This window comes from Desulforhopalus glucosivorans, from assembly GCF_054397165.1.
The window spans coordinates 5,377,002-5,395,454 of record NZ_AP044854.1 but is presented as its reverse complement, the minus strand read 5'-3'; the positions used below and the strand labels follow the sequence as shown (position 1 = coordinate 5,395,454).

Annotated in this window: 12 protein-coding genes; 5 read left to right on the top strand and 7 right to left on the bottom strand. The window is 43.7% G+C overall.

All coding sequences use genetic code 11. The annotated features are described in order from the left end of the window. Positions 1 to 307: 307 nt before the first annotated feature. Complete coding sequence (locus ACX6CI_RS23035; protein WP_458775999.1) at positions 308 to 2,170, bottom strand: TolC family protein; 1,863 nt, start codon at positions 2,168 to 2,170, stop codon at positions 308 to 310. A 328-nt stretch (positions 2,171 to 2,498) separates the two neighbouring features. On the opposite strand from ACX6CI_RS23035, the gene ACX6CI_RS23030 reads away from it, so the two are divergent. Genes ACX6CI_RS23030 through ACX6CI_RS23015 form a run of 4 tightly spaced genes read left to right on the top strand, consistent with a single transcriptional unit; the run spans position 2,499 to position 9,548 of the window. Beyond that, positions 2,499 to 3,797 (top strand): NHLP bacteriocin system secretion protein, encoded by a 1,299-nt coding sequence (locus ACX6CI_RS23030; protein WP_458775998.1) that lies wholly within the window; start codon positions 2,499 to 2,501, stop codon positions 3,795 to 3,797. 13 nt (positions 3,798 to 3,810) lie between these two features. Continuing rightward, the gene (locus tag ACX6CI_RS23025; protein WP_458775997.1) at positions 3,811 to 5,964 is read left to right on the top strand and encodes an NHLP family bacteriocin export ABC transporter peptidase/permease/ATPase subunit; all 2,154 of its coding nucleotides are present in this window, start codon (positions 3,811 to 3,813) and stop codon (positions 5,962 to 5,964) included. A gap of 14 nt (positions 5,965 to 5,978) precedes the next feature. After that, entirely contained in the window at positions 5,979 to 8,204 is a 2,226-nt protein-coding gene (locus tag ACX6CI_RS23020; RefSeq protein WP_458775996.1) for an NHLP bacteriocin export ABC transporter permease/ATPase subunit, read from the top strand. Positions 8,205 to 8,222: 18 nt separating this feature from the next. Then, complete coding sequence (locus tag ACX6CI_RS23015; RefSeq protein ID WP_458775995.1) at positions 8,223 to 9,548, top strand: ABC transporter substrate-binding protein; 1,326 nt, start codon at positions 8,223 to 8,225, stop codon at positions 9,546 to 9,548. 21 nt (positions 9,549 to 9,569) lie between these two features. Here the strand turns inward: ACX6CI_RS23015 and ACX6CI_RS23010 are convergent, their stop codons facing one another. From ACX6CI_RS23010 to ACX6CI_RS22985, 6 genes are all read right to left on the bottom strand, one after another. Continuing rightward, positions 9,570 to 10,304: a P-loop NTPase family protein gene (locus ACX6CI_RS23010; protein ID WP_458775994.1), complete on the bottom strand. Its 735-nt coding sequence runs from the start codon at positions 10,302 to 10,304 to the stop codon at positions 9,570 to 9,572. Continuing rightward, positions 10,297 to 12,162, bottom strand: a complete 1,866-nt coding sequence (locus ACX6CI_RS23005; RefSeq protein ID WP_458775993.1) for a B12-binding domain-containing radical SAM protein — start codon at positions 12,160 to 12,162, stop codon at positions 10,297 to 10,299. The genes ACX6CI_RS23010 and ACX6CI_RS23005 overlap by 8 nt, the downstream gene beginning before the upstream one ends. A gap of 37 nt (positions 12,163 to 12,199) precedes the next feature. Then, entirely contained in the window at positions 12,200 to 14,143 is a 1,944-nt protein-coding gene (locus ACX6CI_RS23000) for a glycosyltransferase family 4 protein (protein WP_458775992.1), read from the bottom strand. Positions 14,144 to 14,158: 15 nt separating this feature from the next. Beyond that, positions 14,159 to 15,535, bottom strand: a complete 1,377-nt coding sequence (locus tag ACX6CI_RS22995; protein WP_458775991.1) for a TfuA-like protein — start codon at positions 15,533 to 15,535, stop codon at positions 14,159 to 14,161. After that, entirely contained in the window at positions 15,532 to 16,812 is a 1,281-nt protein-coding gene (locus tag ACX6CI_RS22990) for a YcaO-like family protein (protein WP_458775990.1), read from the bottom strand. The genes ACX6CI_RS22995 and ACX6CI_RS22990 overlap by 4 nt, the downstream gene beginning before the upstream one ends. A 103-nt stretch (positions 16,813 to 16,915) precedes the next feature. Further along, on the bottom strand, positions 16,916 to 17,182 hold the full coding sequence (locus tag ACX6CI_RS22985) for a Nif11-like leader peptide family RiPP precursor (protein ID WP_458775989.1): 267 nt from the start codon (positions 17,180 to 17,182) through the stop codon (positions 16,916 to 16,918). A gap of 158 nt (positions 17,183 to 17,340) precedes the next feature. Between ACX6CI_RS22985 and ACX6CI_RS22980 the strand changes: the two genes are divergently transcribed. Next, entirely contained in the window at positions 17,341 to 18,453 is a 1,113-nt protein-coding gene (locus ACX6CI_RS22980; RefSeq protein WP_458775988.1) for a HesA/MoeB/ThiF family protein, read from the top strand.

The window sequence follows — 18,453 nt, the reverse complement described above, 5'->3', positions numbered from 1 at the left end:
CGCCTGATTTTACCCGCTCTGGAATGCTCCACTTCAATTAATGGCTTTTAAAAAGCCACTTTCTTGATATTTCTTGTGAGAAGCTCCATCAGACCAAGGATGATAGCCGATTTACCACTCCGGGGTTCAGTTCCCTCTACGTACAATGTATTTGCCATGGTTTTTCACTCCAGTTACCTTGGATACACGAATATCCCGTAAACCCTTTTCCATTGCCCAAGGTGACTGTCAGGCAGTATAACTGCCTTTGTATAACGGGAACTCATTAAATCTGACACTTCTTCTTCATTCAATTTTAGAATTCCACTCAATCACTCATCGCCGGTTCACATTTTTCTGTTGCAGTGAAATTATCCAAATAAACAGCAGGAAACGGGGTCATTAATTCAGCTTCACTCACAGTCGATCCCCCTACGGCATCATCAAAAAAGGTGGCACTCCCAAATCTCAGACTGGCAATGGCTGTAGCCAAACTGAATTTTGCCGTAACAGTGTTTTGTCGAATGGCGTTTAGCTGATCAGTAGTATTCAAAACATCGATAATAGAGCTCATACCGAGTTTATATTTTTTTATTTCATCGTCTGTTGCCTTCATATATTGCCCTTCCCCATATATTGATAGCTGCAAAACATCAACAGCGTTAAATAATGCCGCCACAGCATTATTAATATCACTGGTAATAGTTTCTTTGACTGCAATATATTCAAGTTGCTGCTCTCTCGTCTTACCGATTTGACTTCTGAATTGCCCAAGTGCCACTTGGTTATACACAGGAAAAGCCATTTGAATACCAGCATTAACCGCAAATTCGCCATCACTGGGAGAATCAAACATATCCCCAAAGGTATCATTTGGTGTAAAGCCTGTTTGCGTCGCACCAGCAATGAGGTTAAGTCCTGGTAACAAATCCTGTTTGTATTTTTTTTGGAGGATTTGTGACTGTTGCACAGATAAATCTGCCGCCTTCAAATCCTGTCTGTTTTCGAAAGCTATATCGAGAATTTTCTTCTCATTTTCTCTTATACTGCATGCCGTTTGAATATCGAGGCCAGCAAAACGAGAAGTTGGAGCGGGCAGCATTTTTGCCATTTTGACCGGGAATCCTATTGAGATAGCCACTTGATTGCGAGCTTCAATGAGTTTTTGTTCATTAACTCTGCGCGCCGAAAGTTGATTGGCCAAATTCGCCCTGAGGGAGCTTAAGTCTGAATTGGCCTGAAAGGAGTTTTCCACAAGGACCTTGGTATCACGAAGAATCCGTCCACTTCGCAATTCCGCATCGATGCTAAGAAGAAGTTGTTGAAAAGCAGCAACATAGTTCCAGTAATCTCCAGCTACAGTATTCAATGTTGAGTTGATCTGATTTACAATACTGGCCACTGACGCCTCAACCAAAAGAATATTTGCCTGTTCCTCAGCACCGACAGAGACAACACCAGACTGCTTCAATACAGGCATAGTAAAGGTGAGACCGAGCTGCCCCTTACCCACTTCAGAATCATTACTCAAATTGTCAGATTGATTACCGTTTAGTGAAAAGAACGCGTTGGTTTGTAAACCAAACCTGGACAGTTTTTCCACCCCGACAGTATAAAAGGACGCTTCCGTTTCACTAACAGATTCACCATCAGAAGATAAATATGATGGGGTATAGCTGTATTCTGCAGTAATGCTCGGGTCAAATGCACCACTTGTAACATCAAGATTTCCAAGTGACTGCTGATACTGCATGTAGCTCTTCTGAATATCACGGTTAAACTGTATCGCGAGAGCCACCGCATCCATTAGAACAAACGGATGGTGTGTATCGAGTTGTACTCTGTTAAATGATTTTTGTGCACTTTCATAGAATGCTTCACTGTTGTCTGGTTTGAATCCCTGAAAGTTATCTGACGCTCTCAAGATTTCGCGCATCGCCTGTCTCTTAACACTCTCAGATGTTACTAAACCTTCGCCTTGCGTATAAACAGAACCATAATCCATCAACTGGATTTCAATTTCCCGAGAACAATCCTCAAGTAGCCTACTGTAGGCTGCACTCTTTTGATGCGCTATAGAAATAGAAACAGGTGAGCTTCTGAAATCTTCCTTAGGAGGAACCGAATAGGGCGAACAAGCAACAAGCAAAGAAGTACAACCGATAACAACAGATAGAGTTTTTTTAGACATAAGTTGGCGCCCATTAACCTTAAGTATTTTACTAATAGTTCAGCATTTACACCTTTTTCACATTCAATTGAGCTAACCATTTATTGGACTAAGTAATTCTTTTTTTATCATTGTATTTTATATATTAAATAAAATACAATGATAAAAAGAAAAGATTTTTAAACTCGTCCACGCCATTTTCGATTGCACCGGTATTATACCCCCTATACCAAGTGGCCTGTATTTCCAAGGCAACACTGCAATTATTAAATGATTTAGGCATGCTGAATGCTACACGTTCCCCATTCAAGATGCGCTAAGTAACCAATGCCATATCTACAATACTATTATGAGTTCAGACAAACTTTTCCGTAAAAAAGCACTCCAGAAACTGTCCTCGCCAGAACAACTGGACACAACAGTAAAACTCATTCCCTCGGCGGGATGGTTAAGCCTTCTTGCATTGGGACTTTTCACACTCGTCATTGTCCTTTGGGGCTTTTTAGGTTCTTTGAAATACCCCCAAAGCGGTATAGGAGTCATCGTCAGTGGTGATCGAGTTCATAGTGTGTACAGCACGGGAACAGGTATTGTTAACGCCATGGCGGTCGAAGTTGGAGACTATGTGCAATATGGACAGATTATCGGGAGAATTGACCTTCCGGAACAGATAAATGACATTGTCGAGATAAAAAACAAAATAATTTTGCTCCACAAAGAATACGAAGAGATTAAGGCAATGGATGAAAAATACCTCGACGTTATAAAGGGTTACTATGATGCTCAAATCTCAAGCAGCAAAGAACAGGTCGGTGAACTCGAACAGATCTTCACATGGTATGAAGGCTTTCTGAGTAATGCTGAAGGTGTCAAAAATATGGGGATCATTTCCGATTACAGCCTTCAGCAACAACGACAAGATTATACGAATCTATTGAATAATCTAAGTAATATGCGCAATAACCAACTCAACTATGACGCACAAAAGCAAGACACCGTCTTTACCCAGCGCAAAGATCACTTTTCCAGGATGGAGAACATCAAAGAACAGATTTACCACACAGGTACCCAGATTAAAGACCTGATGTCACAAAGTTTTATTACAAGTTACAGCCAAGGATACGTTCAGGAAATCCTCGCCTACCAGGGCGATCTCGTCAGCGCAAACCAAGCCGTTATCACATTATCCGAGAGCACAGAAAAAGGATTAAAAGCTGTTCTCTACTTTTCAACCATTGAAGGAAAAGGCGTCCAGTACGGGATGGATGCCCAGGTAACTCCAACTTTTTTAAAGGCTGAAGATTATGGATCTATTAAAGGATTGGTGATGACCAGCAGCCCCTACCCTGTCTCTCAGGCAGAGATTGACCAGACTCTGCTCAACGCCTCTCTCAGTACCGTTGTCATAAACTCGACCGGTGGTTCTCCATATAAAGTTGAAGTGTCGCTCCTCACAAGCTCAAACACATATAGCGGTTACAAATGGACCTCTTCCAAGGGGCCTCCTTTGAAAATCAAACAGGGTACCTTGATTACAGGCTCAGTGATTACCAGGACAGAAAAGCCCATAAATCTGGTTGTGGAAATTTTCCGAAGATATTTTCTTGGCATCGGCCAACGTGAATTTGAGATTACCCAGCAAATTTAACTCATGCGGATATATGTTTTTTTCTGAAACCCGAAAGCGAGTCCCGGTCATCATTCAAATGGAGGCCGTTGAATGTGGTGCGGCTGCGCTAGCCATGGTACTCGCCTACCATGGTCGATATGAACCTCTTGAAAAAATGCGCATCCAGTGCGGTGTTTCACGGGATGGATCCAATGCTAAGTATCTGATGCTGGCAGCGGAACAATATGGCCTGCAGTGTAGAGCCTTTCGTATTAACGAGGTTGATGATCTTGAGAAACATCCGAAACCTTCTATAATATTTTGGAATTTTAACCATTTTATCGTCTATTGTGGAAGGAGTGGGGATACCTTTTACATCAATGATCCTGCTTCTGGAGAAACAACCGTTACAAGAGATGAATTTGAGGCTTCCTTCACCGGTATAACCCTCACGTTCACACCAAAGGATGACTTTATTAAACAGGGGGCACCCAAAAGTACCGTCAACGGCCTTAAAACGAGGTTAAAAGGGGCAACATCTTCACTGCTTTTTGCTTTTCTTTCCGGCTTTTTACTTTTGATTCCCGGCTTAATGACCAGTGGATTTCAACAGGCCTTTCTCGATCAAATTCTTGGCAACAACATGAGCCAATGGCTTTCCCCACTCCTCATTCTTATGACGATTGCACTGAGCTTACAAGTGAGTCTCGGCCTGTTCCAACAATTTGCTCTACTTAAAACAAACCTCTTTTTTGCCGTTTCATCTTCAGGTAAATTCCTTCTCCATGTTCTGAACCTGCCTATCGAGTTTTTCACCCAACGATATCCCGGAGAAATCGCAAACAGGGTGACCCTCAACGACAAAGTCGCGGACCTCCTTTCAAACCAGCTTGCCACCAATCTCATCAGTGCAGCGACAGTTTTCCTGTATCTCTTTGTGATGTTCGTCTATGATGTGCCTCTCACTTTTCTTTCCCTTTCAATCATGATAACCAACCTTGTCATGCTCAGATTGGTAAGTCGACGAAGGGTGGTTCTAAACATGACCATCAAACAGGAAAACGGCAAATTGATTGGCACCAGTATGGCTGGACTTCAACTGATCGAAACCCTGAAAGCGAGTGGCTCAGAAAACGACTTTTTTGCATCATGGGCGGGTTATCAGGCTAAATTGGTTAATTCCCAGCAGCGTTTGGACGTTTCTTCAGCATTCGTGACCACAGTACCCACCTTTTTGAACTCACTGAACAGTACCGCGATCCTTATTGTAGGAGGAATGAGGATCCTCGCTGGAGATCTGACCATCGGAATGCTGATGGCTTACCAGACCTTGGCTACACTTTTTGCCAGCCCTTTTAGCTCTATTGTCAATTTTGGTTCTCAATTACAGGAAGTTGAAGCGGATTTGGAACGGCTGGATGATGTGTTTAATTACACCACTGGTGACAGCGATAAACAGTTAGCAGGACAACAGCTGCATCTTGAGCGACTAACGGGACAAGTTGAATTAAAAAACCTTACTTTTGGCTACAGTAAGGTACTCGACCCCATAATAAAAGACTTCAACCTGATCCTCGCCCCAGGAGATAGAGTGGCTCTGGTGGGTGGTTCGGGATCTGGTAAATCAACCATTGCAAAGCTTATTTCAGGGGCCTACCAACCCTGGAGTGGCGATATCCTTTTCGATGGCAAGACAAGGTGGGAAATCGACCCTCTCACGCTGGCCAGTTCCATGGCTATGGTGGACCAGGACGTTTTCCTTTTCCAGGGCTCTGTAATGGACAACATTACCATGTGGGATACTACTATTCCACAGCAACACGTATTAGATGCAGGTGCAGATGCACAGATTCACAGTGAAATTGTCAAGAGAGCCGGAAGTTATTACAGCCGTGTGGATGAAAATGGAGCAAACTTCAGTGGTGGTCAGGCCCAGCGCCTGGAGATAGCAAGAGCATTGGCGATCAACCCCTCTTTTCTTATCCTTGATGAGGCTACCAGTGCGCTAGATCCAACAACAGAAGTCGAAATCGACAAGGCAGTCCGTAGGCGCGGTTGCTCTACATTGATTGTAGCTCACAGACTCAGCACAATCCGGGACTGCAAGACCATCATCGTTCTCGATAAAGGAGTCGTCGCTGAACAAGGCAGCCACGAAGAGTTGATGGCTCTGAAAGGAACCTATTACGAGCTCATCAATACCTGAGAATGGGAACATCTATGAAGGAAAGTAATAAAAATTGGCAAGATAGGCTTCTGCGCCGGCGAAAGACTAAAAATGATATCTTGCACAACTCATTGGCCAGGATGGAAAGTACCATTCTGGGCACTACCTTTGCAACCATTGACCCTTTTGCCGACAGTGTAACGAATGCCTGCAGACTTGTTTTGAAAAAACTTGGCGCGCCAGGTGCTTTTAAGGATAGCACTGATGACAGCGGACAGAAAACAACCAATATTGACAGAGTACGGCTCATTGCCGAAAACTCCAATTACCGGGTTCGAAAAGTAACACTGTCCAGTGATCACTGGTGGACGGAAAACAATGTCCCCATGGTTGCTTTCCTTGAGGATGGGGGAGCACCAGTAGCACTTATACCGACAGACCGGCAATCATGCGTTGCCATCGAGCCTGAAACCGGAACAAGTGTCACTGTCACAAAAAAGTATGCCCAACTCCTGCACTTGCAGGCGTGGACATTTTATAAACCATTGCCAGCACGACCATTGTCTGCCATGGATCTTATAAAATTCTGTTTGTACGGAGGGAAAGCAGATATTTTTTACATGTTAACCTGGGGGTTAGTGATAGCTTTACTTGCCCTTGTCACCCCTGTCGCAACAAATAAGGTGTTTGACTCCGCCATACCCAACGCAGACAAGGGATTGCTGTTACAAATGCTCATCATTCTTTTGGCTTGTGGCCTCACCAGTTGGGCCATATCCTACGTGCAGTCCGTATCCATTGTTCGATTCTTGACGCGAGCTGATTACCAGACGCAGGCTGCAGTTTGGGATAGACTCCTTTCTCTGCCTGTCTCGTTTTTTAGCAAGTTCAACGCCGGTGACCTTGCAAATCGTGCTATGTCCATCAGTAAAATCAAGGAAACCTTAAGCGTCACCGTTATCACCGGGATGATCTCGGGCCTGTTCTCCTTTTGCAGTGTCCTGGTGATGTTCTACTATTCATGGCAATTGACCTTGGTTGTTCTTTTTGTTGTCTCCTCTTTCAGCATCGTCACCCTTTTAGTGGCAGTAATGATTTACAGACACCAGGTGGTTCTGGCCCAAAAGGAAGGTGAATTATCGGGGCTGACACTCCAGTTCTTCACCGGTATTGCCAAGCTACGAATGACCTGTTCTGAAAAAGAGGCCTTCTTACAATGGGTTACTCTTTTCCAACAGAAGAAAAATGCTTACCGAAAAAGTGGTATCTGGCAGATGTCCATGCAGGCACTTGGAAAGAATCTTAAACTTTTCAACATGATCGCTATCTTCTGGGTCTTTTTCATGTTTTTACAGGGGAACAGCAGCAGTTCAAATCTATCCACCGGCTCCTTCATGGCTTTCTATAGTGCATACGGTTCCTTTCAGGCAGCAGTAATGGCTTTGTTGCAAGGTATCTTCACCACCCTTCATTGCATCCCTCAGTTCAAACGTATCCAGCCAATTCTCCTTACAGAGCCAGAAATCTCAGAGGACAAACCCGTAGCAGAAACACTTGAAGGCAATATCAAAATACACAATGTCTCTTATCGCTACACTCCGGAAGGCCCACTTGTCCTCCATAATATCTCAATGCATATAGAATCTGGTCAGTTCATCGCTCTGGTGGGCAATTCAGGGTCAGGTAAATCCACTATGCTCCGTCTGCTTCTTGGTTTTGATTTTCCAGCAGAAGGGTCAATTTTTTACGACACAAATGACCTGACAAAAGTTGATTTACGCGGTTTAAGGAGACAACTGGGTGTTGTACTGCAAAACGGAAAAATCCTGCAGGGTACAATTTTTGAAAACATTGTGGGTGGCTCGGCCCTTCTCAGCCATGATGATGCCTGGGATGCAGCACGGCTTGCAGGATGTTACGATGATATCAAGGCAATGCCAATGGGTATGCATACTGTGGTCACGGCTGGTGGAGGAACGCTTTCAGGTGGCCAACGCCAGCGAATTATGATTGCACGGGCAATAGTGCACAAACCTAAAATCATCTTTTTTGACGAAGCAACCAGCGCCCTTGACAATAAAACCCAAAAAATCGTCTCGGAAAGCCTGGAACAATTGGACGCGACTCGAATTATCATTGCGCATAGACTCAGTACAATCGAGAATGCGGACAAAATCCTCTTCCTTGAAAATGGCCACATCGCAGAAGAAGGGAACTACGCGCAATTAATGGAATTAAAGGGATATTTTTACAAGTTAGCCAAACGTCAAATAACCTAACCCAGAGCAGACTCTATTATGAACAGCAAAAAAACACTTCTTATTCTACTCTTGGCCTTTATCGGAGCTGGTGTGTGGCAACGAGACAATATCGCGAACACCTTTAGAGAACATTATGATCTGTCATGGCTCTCATTTAAGGAGGAAAATTTTGCCGCCGCCCGAACAAAATACATGGAGCTGAAAAAGGGTAAGGTAAAAATCGCTATTGTTCCACCAGATTCCGATTACATTCTAGGAAAAGCCTTTTTTGATAAGATGATACAGGGAGTGAAAATAGCAGCCAATGAAACAAGAGAGAAGAACCCCAGTCTAAGCAACCTCGAACATTATATTGGTTCCGGCAGGAACGACTATGATACCCTGGATGAGTATGTCTACAAAATAGGAACCGACCCTGCAGTCCTTGCAATGATCCTTCCGGCCAGCCAAGCTGTAACCCAACAAACTGAGACTCTGGCAGAGTATATGGGAATGGTCACATTTCGGACGAGCCACCTTTTCATTCCCCGCGAAGAAGCCTCATATCTCATTTTTAATAATACATACCCGGTTAATTTATACAGTATAGCAATAGCCAACTATGCCAAAAAGCGTAACCTACAAAGCGTAGCGATGGTCACCGAAAACAATCCAAGTGATAATGGTTTTACCCGCAATATTGAAACCTGGCTTGCTAAACAAAATGTGCCGGTAACCACATCCCTGACCTTTGAGGAAGAGATGATTAACTTGTCTGTCTTCAAAGAGTTTGAGAAAAAATTTGATGTCCTTGGAGTAGATGGCGTCTTTTGGGGTATGATGGGCGCCAGCCACAAGCAATTTTTAAGCGATTTTTTTGCTGAGAATCCTGAGCTTATGAAGAGTACCGACCATATTATGTTTCTACCCATCGATCCTACAAATATTAAACAAATTGAAGATTTATTGCAGAATCAAGATCTCATTGGAATTGACCCGGTAGTCGCCTATCCGGTCATAAGTGATTCTCCATTAAAGGATGAATTTGACAGGAAATATTATGATACATACGGTCAAAAAGCAAACCACGCAGCCTATTACGGGTACGACACCTTTATGCTTATTGCTAATGCAGTGGCCAACAACCCAACTCCCTCACCGCAAGCCATTGCCAAGTACCTGGAAAACAATTCTTTTCAGGGTATACTCGCAAACTACGCATTTGATAAAGACGGACACCTCCAACAGAAATACGTTGAAGATGCGATACGACTTGGGATAATTGAAAACGGGAAAATAGTAGAAATAAAACTTGATGACGTGAAACCAGTTACAGACCGGAAAAAGCTATGGGACGAACTTGAGTTTTCGCTGATAAAATAGCATCCTCTATGGAGCTGTGCTTTACAATAGCTTTTCGATATAAGATGGGCGCAGTAGATTTTTACTATAAAAACTCCACATTGCCTTTCGGGTAGACAGCCAATCGGCTTGGGGGTTACAGGCTGAGAAGCTACGCCTCGTTTTTTCAAACAACCTGTTAAAAGTGTTGGTCATCCACTCTTCATACCCCTGGTAAAACTGAATGTAGCCTTCATTTCCGGTGTATCCCTTCCTTCTGCAATACGGCGATGAGGTCTTCCAGTCAATCTGCATGCTACTCCATTCATCAGGCCTACTATTCATAGTCATGGAGATGGACGAGCCGAAGGGTTGATGATAGAGTAAGAGAGGTAAGAAAGAAACACGATTACCGATTTTGACCAGTTCTCTGAGATGGTGCCGCAATTGTTCTTCTCCTGGCTGCATGAGATAATAGGATGTTGTATCAGTATGAAATAATAGCCCGTCAAGTACAATTATGAGTTCACGCTGTTCCTTAATTGTGGTCTGATTGTTTATAAACCGAGCAAATTTGTTCAAACAGCCACTGCTGAACTTCTCTGCACTCATCTCGTTCCAGGGCGCCAACGGTTTCTGCAGGTCAGTGAGATATCTGACGGGGTGCGAGACACTGTCTTCGGCAACAATCTGTACTGATTTTCCTTTCTTGGCTAACATCTCTCCCAGCCAATGGACAGTACTGCTTTTCCCCGACCCTGGAATACCATCCACACTAATGAGTGTTACCCTAGCCACAGAGGCGTTCCCACCATGGATCTTCTCCTTCAAGGCACGGGCATTCAGCAATAGCTTCCAGCCATTTTCCAAAAGGCGTGTCAAACTGTGATATAAAATGTTCTCCCAGGTTTTTTACGATTCGCTGGACATCGTACCTGGAGAAATACTTTTCATTTTGGATGGAAAAAGGGTGATCATGCAAACGAGGAGGCCGGTTCCTATGCCGATAGAGGAAGTAGTGCCTGCAAGCCTCATATCGTGACATACCGCTACTTTCATAGCAGGTTACGTTGTTTGGCATAAGATCAAGCCCTTTTTCTCCCCCTACAGGCCGGATATTTTCAATACCGTATTTTTCTGGTTCATCCCACATCAATGAACCAGGAGAAAGATAAAACATCGAATATGTGTATCTAGCAAGCAAACCTTGCTTTCTATACCCCTCAATAGCCCTCCACGAGTCATAAAACTCATCTTTTGTCTCCGTCGGTAAACCAACCATCATATAAGCGCCAATCGGCAAAGTTGACTTGAGCTGATGCAAAAGGCGATCGACTTCCTCAACGCTGATACCCTTGTTCATCAGTTGCAGTAGCCTATCGTTTAGACACTCAATACCAACAGTAAAACCACTGCAACCGGCCTTTTCAAAGAGTTCAACCCGAGTACGGCTAAGGGCCTTGCTGTCTACCCTGGTATGAAAGACCCAATCAATTTTTCTGTTATCTCTTAGAAGCAGTTCTGAAAGCTGTTCAAGGACCCAAGGAGCACTTGATTCGTCGCTGAATAAATACGTTTTTATTCCGGTTCGATCGATAACTTCACAGAGTCGGTCGTAAATATAGTCAACCTTAGGTTGATTGTAATTATTGCACAGTGACAGATTTGTACGGCAAAACGAACATTTTTTCCAGTAACAGCCTTTAGATAGCCTAAAAGAAAGCCGCATTGTTTCTATATCCTGATATTTCTCTAACTGGCATTTATCATAGGCAGGTGCTGGCATTCTGTCTAAGGGAATATAAGGTGACGTATTATTTCGAACAACCTCGCCTCGCTCATTACGCCAGATAAGATTCGACACTTTGCTGAAATCAGCTTTGTCCTTTCGCACTTGACTATAGAGCTCTAGCAACGGCACCTCTCCTTCGTCTAGCACTACGGAATCTATCACATCAAAAAACTCTGGATTTTTGAGTTCTCGCATGTGAACTGTTGTAAATGGTCCACCAAGCGTAATATGGATATCGGGATCCAATTTTTTTAATATCTTCCCACACTGCATTGCAGGAATAATCTGTTGATCAAAGACAATGGAGAGGCCAACGATTGCAATGTTTGTGTTGGAAAAATGTTGTGCGATGATTTTTTCCAGCAATGGCGTGAAAAAGAAGTTTTCTTCTGCAGCAAGAGTGAGATCGTGACTTGAGAAGAGATTGTACTTTGATCTAAATTGCAACTCTCGTGCAGCAAGCAAACTATTTGGCCAATATGGAGCAGTGACGAGTTCCAATAAAACTTCTGTGTTGTCAATATCGATTTCCAGGGATTGCGTCCTACCTTCCAGAAAATCAATAGATGTTGCAAGTCTGTGAAGCAACATTTGCCACTGGCCAATCTGGTTTGCCTGCAAGGGATTGAGGGCTGTTTTTCCGTTAAGCTCAAGAAAAGAATCACAAATATATTTATACCCATGTCTGATACGTTCTTTATCAGAAAGTAACAGGGAAACAATCTCACGGCTTAAGTCGAAAAACGTACAGGGAATGCCATTCTCCTCAAGCCACCCCATTAAAACAGGTATACTGATATAAGGACTGTTACTTATCGTCAGTGGTGGTGCAACAAGGGCTATTTGCTCTCGTACGGCTTTCATAGATTATCCGAATAAGGTTGAATTCATTTTTTTGTCTTCATAGAAGATCGATCGCATTATGGGCAAGTTCAATACGGGACATATCAAATTCAGGTAACACTGCTTTAAGCTGGTTCATAAGACTGTTTCGCAAATCAGTATCGTTTGTTTCAACAATCAGGCGAGGGCCAGCCACACCCCATAAGTTACTACTCCCTGGCGAATCTGGGTATTTTCCCAGCCACTCTCCGGTGACTCTTTGTAGTTCGTTGAACACTTGGGTTCCCCGGACCAGCTTGTAGAGGTAGAGTAATATAGGGCTGTCATTTTCACAAAACTCTCGCCTTTCCAGAAGAGAAAGAAAGTTGGCCTCAAAATCCTCTTTACTCTCCGTGAGTGAAAGACAATTTGCAATGACAATAAGCTGGAAATTATCAGCTTCGTTTAGACTCAAAACTGTTTTAGCCCAGGGCAAAAGAGCCGGTGTCTGAACAGCCAGTTGAGAGGTTACGACTCCCCTTTCCCATTGATCACACTTGTCCAGACAAGACGATAGAAGATTATTTATCCACTCATCGGTAGTTACCGGTCGTAGGGAACTATACGTATTGTCATTTTTAACTGGCCCATTTCGTCCCTGCCGACCAGAACTCAGATGAGCCAGCAATTGTTTACTGCTTCCTTTTGCTGTCTGAAAAATCAACTTTGAAACTGTATGCCACCTGGCAGCAAGCTGTTCACGTTCTTGTTCAACACCAACTGCAAGGCTGTCAAAACCAAGATGTGCCAGGTACATGTTATCCAAGTCTTCTTCTGAAAAAGCTTGTAATACAGGATTTAATGCCTGCAAAAGAGATTTTTTTTCAAACTCATTGTTGCATGTCTCCCCTGAACCAAAGAGAGCTAGCCTATACTTTTTGCTCACCTCATAGATCGAAAATTTTCTGCTTTGTCTTTGAAATGTTTCTTGAAGCGGAGGTGCAATAATCATCCGGAGTATTGCTTCAGCGCACAACCTGGGATCAACATCGAAATGAAGGTGCCCGGATCCATCAAAAAGAGGTACACAGACCCCACACTCCCCTACAGTTTCAGGTAGTCCGTTCCAGTAAGTACTTATTACCGGAACACCTAAGGTAATTGCTTCAGCACAGCTTTTACCAAACGACTCCTCTTCTGTGCGAGACAGGTTGATCAACGCGTCTGCTCCTAGCAAAAAAAAGGCTTTTTCTTTTTTACAGTTTATACCCCCTCTAAAAACAACATGCTCTTCAAGCCCGAGTCGCTGAATTCTCGCTTGTAACTCGTTCACATAGGACAACGGCTTACCGTTCTGGTTATAGCAATCCCCTGCTATTTCCATCTTGATATGTTGATACCCCTCACCGTGAAGTATTGCTAACGCATCAATTTGTCGATGAATGAGCTTATCTTCTGCTATCCTGCACAAGCTTACCAACTTTTTCTGGGTGCCACTGTCTCTTTTGTCTTGTTGTCCAACGGGGAAAGACTTGAAGAGAGACGGCATCGCATGTGGGATGACAACACAGAAGGGTTCCAGCGGTGGAAAAAGAGAAGCAATAATCTCCCGTGCATTATTGCTGGGACAGATGATAACGTCCCCGCTCCTCAGCCTGCCGCTCACCAGTGCCATTTCAACAACATGCTGGGCGGGAGAGTGGGCAATAAACAAAAGCCTCACTGGGCAGTTTTTTCTTAACTGCTGCAGCAAAGGAAGCAGATAGAAACCACCGTAGCCGGGACTTATATAGTCAAATTTCTGCACCTCGCATTCAAAACGTAACCTACCCTCCTGCATGTCATAGCTTTGCTTTTCATTCCCAACTATAACTTTCTCAAAAAACCGTTGCGGTTTTTCATAGCTAAGAACTGCAAATCCTTGACATGCCTCTTTGAAGTTCTCCTCAAAGACATCAGCGCTAGCAAGCACATTTCTTTCTACCAGGCGTAGTATCTTTCTTTTTGGAAAGGATTCATCCATAGAATAGTATAGTGATTACTCCTGCTCATCATCGAGAAGTGCATCAAAAATTGCTTCCATACTTTTCCTGTAATGAAATGTCTCACGTCTCAGCTCATAAACGAGCTCTTGTCTGTTCATCCCAAGGACTCTTGCGGACTGATTATAGGGTGAAGCCCAGGGAAGTTCCTCCTCACCCCCCACCCTTTTTTTCCTCAAAGCAAGGAGTTCTTCCAGGCTATACTGGTTAAATTTCCCCTCAAACTCCCCATTGCTAGCTCTTTTGGAGGTTTCAATGGCGGCGGCTGACTCCGCAAAAGTCGGATACTCCCCACATATCCTGAGTTGATCAAGTAGAGGACCAGTTGATTTTGCAAATCCGTTTTTCATTATCATCCACTGGTGCATTTTCCGGCAGAGGGCATTTTTATAGAGGAATGTTTGCATATCTTCCTGGGTCAGATCGTTGTCCTCTTGCCATTTTGCGAGGCTACCTTCAGCGAGGGATTGTTCCTGAACAATTACCCTGCGCTCAAATTCAATCTCCTCTTCACTCACTTGAAACTCCATCCGTTCGGCAAAGAAGTTCACAAGTTCTCTGTTCATTGCATCAAAGGTTCTCTGCAATGGTGTTTGATGATTAAGAGCGGTGTGGTGAGCAATAGAAAACGGAGGGACCTCTCCTTGCTTTCTTTCTACCTTTCGTTCTCGGATATTTACATGAGCAAGAGTACCAGAGAGTTCTATTGGCACATAGTTATTGCCTGCTAGTTGTGGCTGCTCCGAGACAAGTGCTGTAAGCAATTCAAAGGCATCACGTTTTGCAATATCAACGATGTTACGTTCTATCCACGTCCAAATGTCCTTTGATTTGGTGTCGCTCTCAAAATAGTCAGGCAAAAGTATATTTTCCCAATTTCTTTCTTTCCAGTGAAGATGCAGTGCTCGCTCATTCAATTTTTGCAGCATTGTCGCTGTAAGTTCTCCTGCTTCGTACGCAGCTGTAAGGGTTGCCTCGATAGTAAGTAGTGATTCGGTATGCCTGATATACGCCGTTCCATTTTGGCTGTAATGGCAGAGGAGTGCATCATCGCCAATATTTCCCGCCTGCACCCGCAAGAAGGCTTCACCGTAGCCCTTCATGCCATAATCGCGAAGCTCAACCGCCCTTAGTGCTCCCTGTACTCCGGCACCATATACGCTTACCCCCGAACGGAGAGCATAGTGGAGTTCACTCACCCAGGCTGAACGTGGAAATCCGGCATCGATAAGACCAATAGCCTTGGGTCTGTATTTTCCTAGAGCGGCCAGGATGTCTCCCTGAACAGGCGGAGGGAGCACAACAGCGTTTTCAAGTTTGCTTGAAACCTCCTGAGCACTTATGGTTGGTCCACAAAAAATGAGAATAGTCATCGATTCACGCCTCCATCACTTTCTAACAGTGCATTTGCTGATCGAGTAGCGCGATTACCGGGGGCATAATTTGGCAACTCCGACGGTCCATCAAGCCCCGGCACAACAACCCGTATCACTCTGACATGGTCCTTTATCTCTGGACAGGTCAGATCTTTTACAAGTATCTGATGAATTCCATTTTCCCTTAGCTGTACAATTATCTCTTTGACATCACCTTCGAAACTATCAGGGATCTTCTTCTGCTGGCCCTTTACCGGATAGTATCCTGCCGCTTTTCCCTGGGCATGAAAGGCAGCAATATTCTCGGAGGAATCATCATACCGGTTGTTATACATGTCAGGTTCCAGAAAAGTCTCCCTTACCCCTGAAAGAAAAATTGCCCTCGCCTGTGCTGCTTCGTTGATCGCACGGCTAAGGGCATTTTCATCATCTAGTCCAGCCCCCCAGCCTGTCGTAAACGGCATATCTTTTTCCATTAGATCCACGAGCCCACATTCATAAACCGGAATACCAAACTCGTTACTACATTCAAATATCAGTGGTTCGACTTTGGCGTCTCTACATCTTTTAATTTTATCTTTCACCGAATCATACGGAATGGACTCATAATCAAGAGGGCGTGGTAGGGCTGGTGAGCCACTCAATTTTTTAGCCAGGTGATGACAGGACACAGCGTCCCGCTCAATGACTTCGAGCAATGCCTGGGAAAGCGCTTCCAAAAAAGTAGTACCTGAACTCATACCATTAGAGGATGTACAAAAATTGGAATTGTGCTCTCGCCCTCGCGGCATCACCACGAGTTCCCAAGGAACAGGTACTTCCTTTCGATTGATGATGTCAAAGCAATCATGCCACAGTTCAACGGTGTCCCGGGTCCAAAAGTTCTGTTTGCTTAGGGGCAGGAACTCTACAGGGATAACCGTTTTATTTTGATCGACCAGTTCATTATAGCTTGCCCTATAGAACCCAACGGACTCCGGGGCGGTATGAAAACGCTCAATCGACTCCATAACAGCAGAGGCCTTGGCGGCACCGACTGAATTACCTTTTCCATGAGAAACCGAATACCCGTTTGGGAAGGGACGTATTGCGTTTGCAACGGAAAACCCCAGTCGGTCAATCGTGCTAAGATCAGCAAGTCGTTTTAATCCAATAAAGTCTGTCACTGGCCGTAATCTGTCGATCAGGTCGGTGGCAGTATGAATATAGGGATCTGTCCCTTGCCCTTTGTTACAATTGTGGGCTTCTGAGTAGAAAATGATCGGCTCTGACATGGATAGTTATGTTATATTGAAAGGTTAACTAAAGAGAAACCGTCCCCACACAGAAACTGCAGGAACGGCATGGTTAGATTCAATATCGTGAGGTGAAGTTTCTTTAGAAGGCTGAAGCGACAGCACCGGCAACAGTTGCACCGGTGTTAACCCATCCAGATGTACTCCCACCGGTTACATTTGCTAGATCATCTGCGCTCAGCTCCGCATTAGCTGCTGCAACCTCCTGCATCTCTGCTTTAGTAAAGTCAAAACCAGCGTCTTTGATCATCTGTTGCCGATCCTCTTTTGCAGCAGCCTCTAACTTGCCCGCCAAAACAGCATCTTTCTGGATTTTTTCATAAAAATCTTTTGCACTTTCAATAGACATTCGGTTTCTCCTTTGTAAGGTGTTTAATAGGAATGATAAGAATGTACACATTGGCCACCAACGACCACAGATAATTATCTAATGAATATTGCGAGAAATCAAGTTTTATTCAATTTATATTTAATCAATATTCAATCATACTTATAAACGAGATAATCATGCGATTTACAAAAGAAAGCAGACCACAAATCAAACCATCTATTTTTTCATTTATTCTGCAAAAAAAGTCTATTGTGATGATGTTTACAGGTACAGACAGAATTATATTGCCCCCTTTAAAGAGTTTTGAAAGGCGACTGCTAATGCTACTAGATGGCAGGCATAGTGTTGAAGAAATAGCCGAGCAACTTACAGCTAAAGAGGATAAAATTGAGATAGACAAGATTCTCAAAATGATTGATAGGTTCGATAAACAGCTCCTATTGGAAAATGTTACTGACCCTCACCAATCAAATCTGCCATATTATGACCGTGAACGTTATTCACGACAGCTCCTTTATTTCGCGGGCTTTGAACGAAATGGAATTGAGTACAGCCTCTTGCAACAGCACAAAATAAAGACTTGCCACGTCCTTCTTTTAGGAGCCGGAGGTTTTGGCTGCCACGTATTTGATCAACTTATTTCCTGTGGGTTTGGTAAAATTACTGTGGTGGATTATGATACAATAGAGCTAAGTAATTTAAACAGACAGTCGATGTATGGACACAACGATATAGACCGGCCTAAACTTGACGTATTGCGCGAACAGGCTTTACGACAAAATCCTCATATCGAATACCGGTTTTTAAACCGTAAAATAACCAGCACCAGTGAGTGCGCAGAAATAATGCAGGGATGTGATTTTGTTATTAACTGTATCGATACTCCAAGGGAGAAAATCTTCACATGGATCAACGAAGCCAGTTACCAAACATCAGTACCAGTTCTGTTTGGCCTTGGAGCTCTAAAAAACTCGATCGCAGTAGGACCTATAGTAGTTCCAGGAACCACAATATGTTTCAATTGTTCCATGCCTCCAGAAGGCGTCATAAGTTTTGACGATCCGCTGATCAAAAAAATTAACGAGCAACACCAGCATGGCATTATCATTCCGTATATAATGATGGCAACAGGGATGATGGTCAACGAAACACTTAAACATGTGACAGGGCATGTACCCTGTTTACTGTATAATAGACGAATTTCTCTCAACCTTTATAACTATGAAAAAACAGAGGAAATATTCACCCCTCGACGGGAATGTTCCTTTTGTGCGGGAATAGAGGTGTAA

What these genes read in the sequence shown, in the direction of transcription:
- ACX6CI_RS23035 (WP_458775999.1), bottom strand. Translation starts at nt 2,170, where the DNA reads ATGTCTAAAAAAACTCTATCTGTTGTTATCGGTTGTACTTCTTTGCTT.
- ACX6CI_RS23030 (WP_458775998.1), top strand. Translation starts at nt 2,499, where the DNA reads ATGAGTTCAGACAAACTTTTCCGTAAAAAAGCACTCCAGAAACTGTCC.
- ACX6CI_RS23025 (WP_458775997.1), top strand. Translation starts at nt 3,811, where the DNA reads ATGTTTTTTTCTGAAACCCGAAAGCGAGTCCCGGTCATCATTCAAATG.
- ACX6CI_RS23020 (WP_458775996.1), top strand. Translation starts at nt 5,979, where the DNA reads ATGAAGGAAAGTAATAAAAATTGGCAAGATAGGCTTCTGCGCCGGCGA.
- ACX6CI_RS23015 (WP_458775995.1), top strand. Translation starts at nt 8,223, where the DNA reads ATGAACAGCAAAAAAACACTTCTTATTCTACTCTTGGCCTTTATCGGA.
- ACX6CI_RS23005 (WP_458775993.1), bottom strand. Translation starts at nt 12,162, where the DNA reads ATGAAAGCCGTACGAGAGCAAATAGCCCTTGTTGCACCACCACTGACG.
- ACX6CI_RS23000 (WP_458775992.1), bottom strand. Translation starts at nt 14,143, where the DNA reads ATGGATGAATCCTTTCCAAAAAGAAAGATACTACGCCTGGTAGAAAGA.
- ACX6CI_RS22995 (WP_458775991.1), bottom strand. Translation starts at nt 15,535, where the DNA reads ATGACTATTCTCATTTTTTGTGGACCAACCATAAGTGCTCAGGAGGTT.
- ACX6CI_RS22990 (WP_458775990.1), bottom strand. Translation starts at nt 16,812, where the DNA reads ATGTCAGAGCCGATCATTTTCTACTCAGAAGCCCACAATTGTAACAAA.
- ACX6CI_RS22985 (WP_458775989.1), bottom strand. Translation starts at nt 17,182, where the DNA reads ATGTCTATTGAAAGTGCAAAAGATTTTTATGAAAAAATCCAGAAAGAT.
- ACX6CI_RS22980 (WP_458775988.1), top strand. Translation starts at nt 17,341, where the DNA reads ATGCGATTTACAAAAGAAAGCAGACCACAAATCAAACCATCTATTTTT.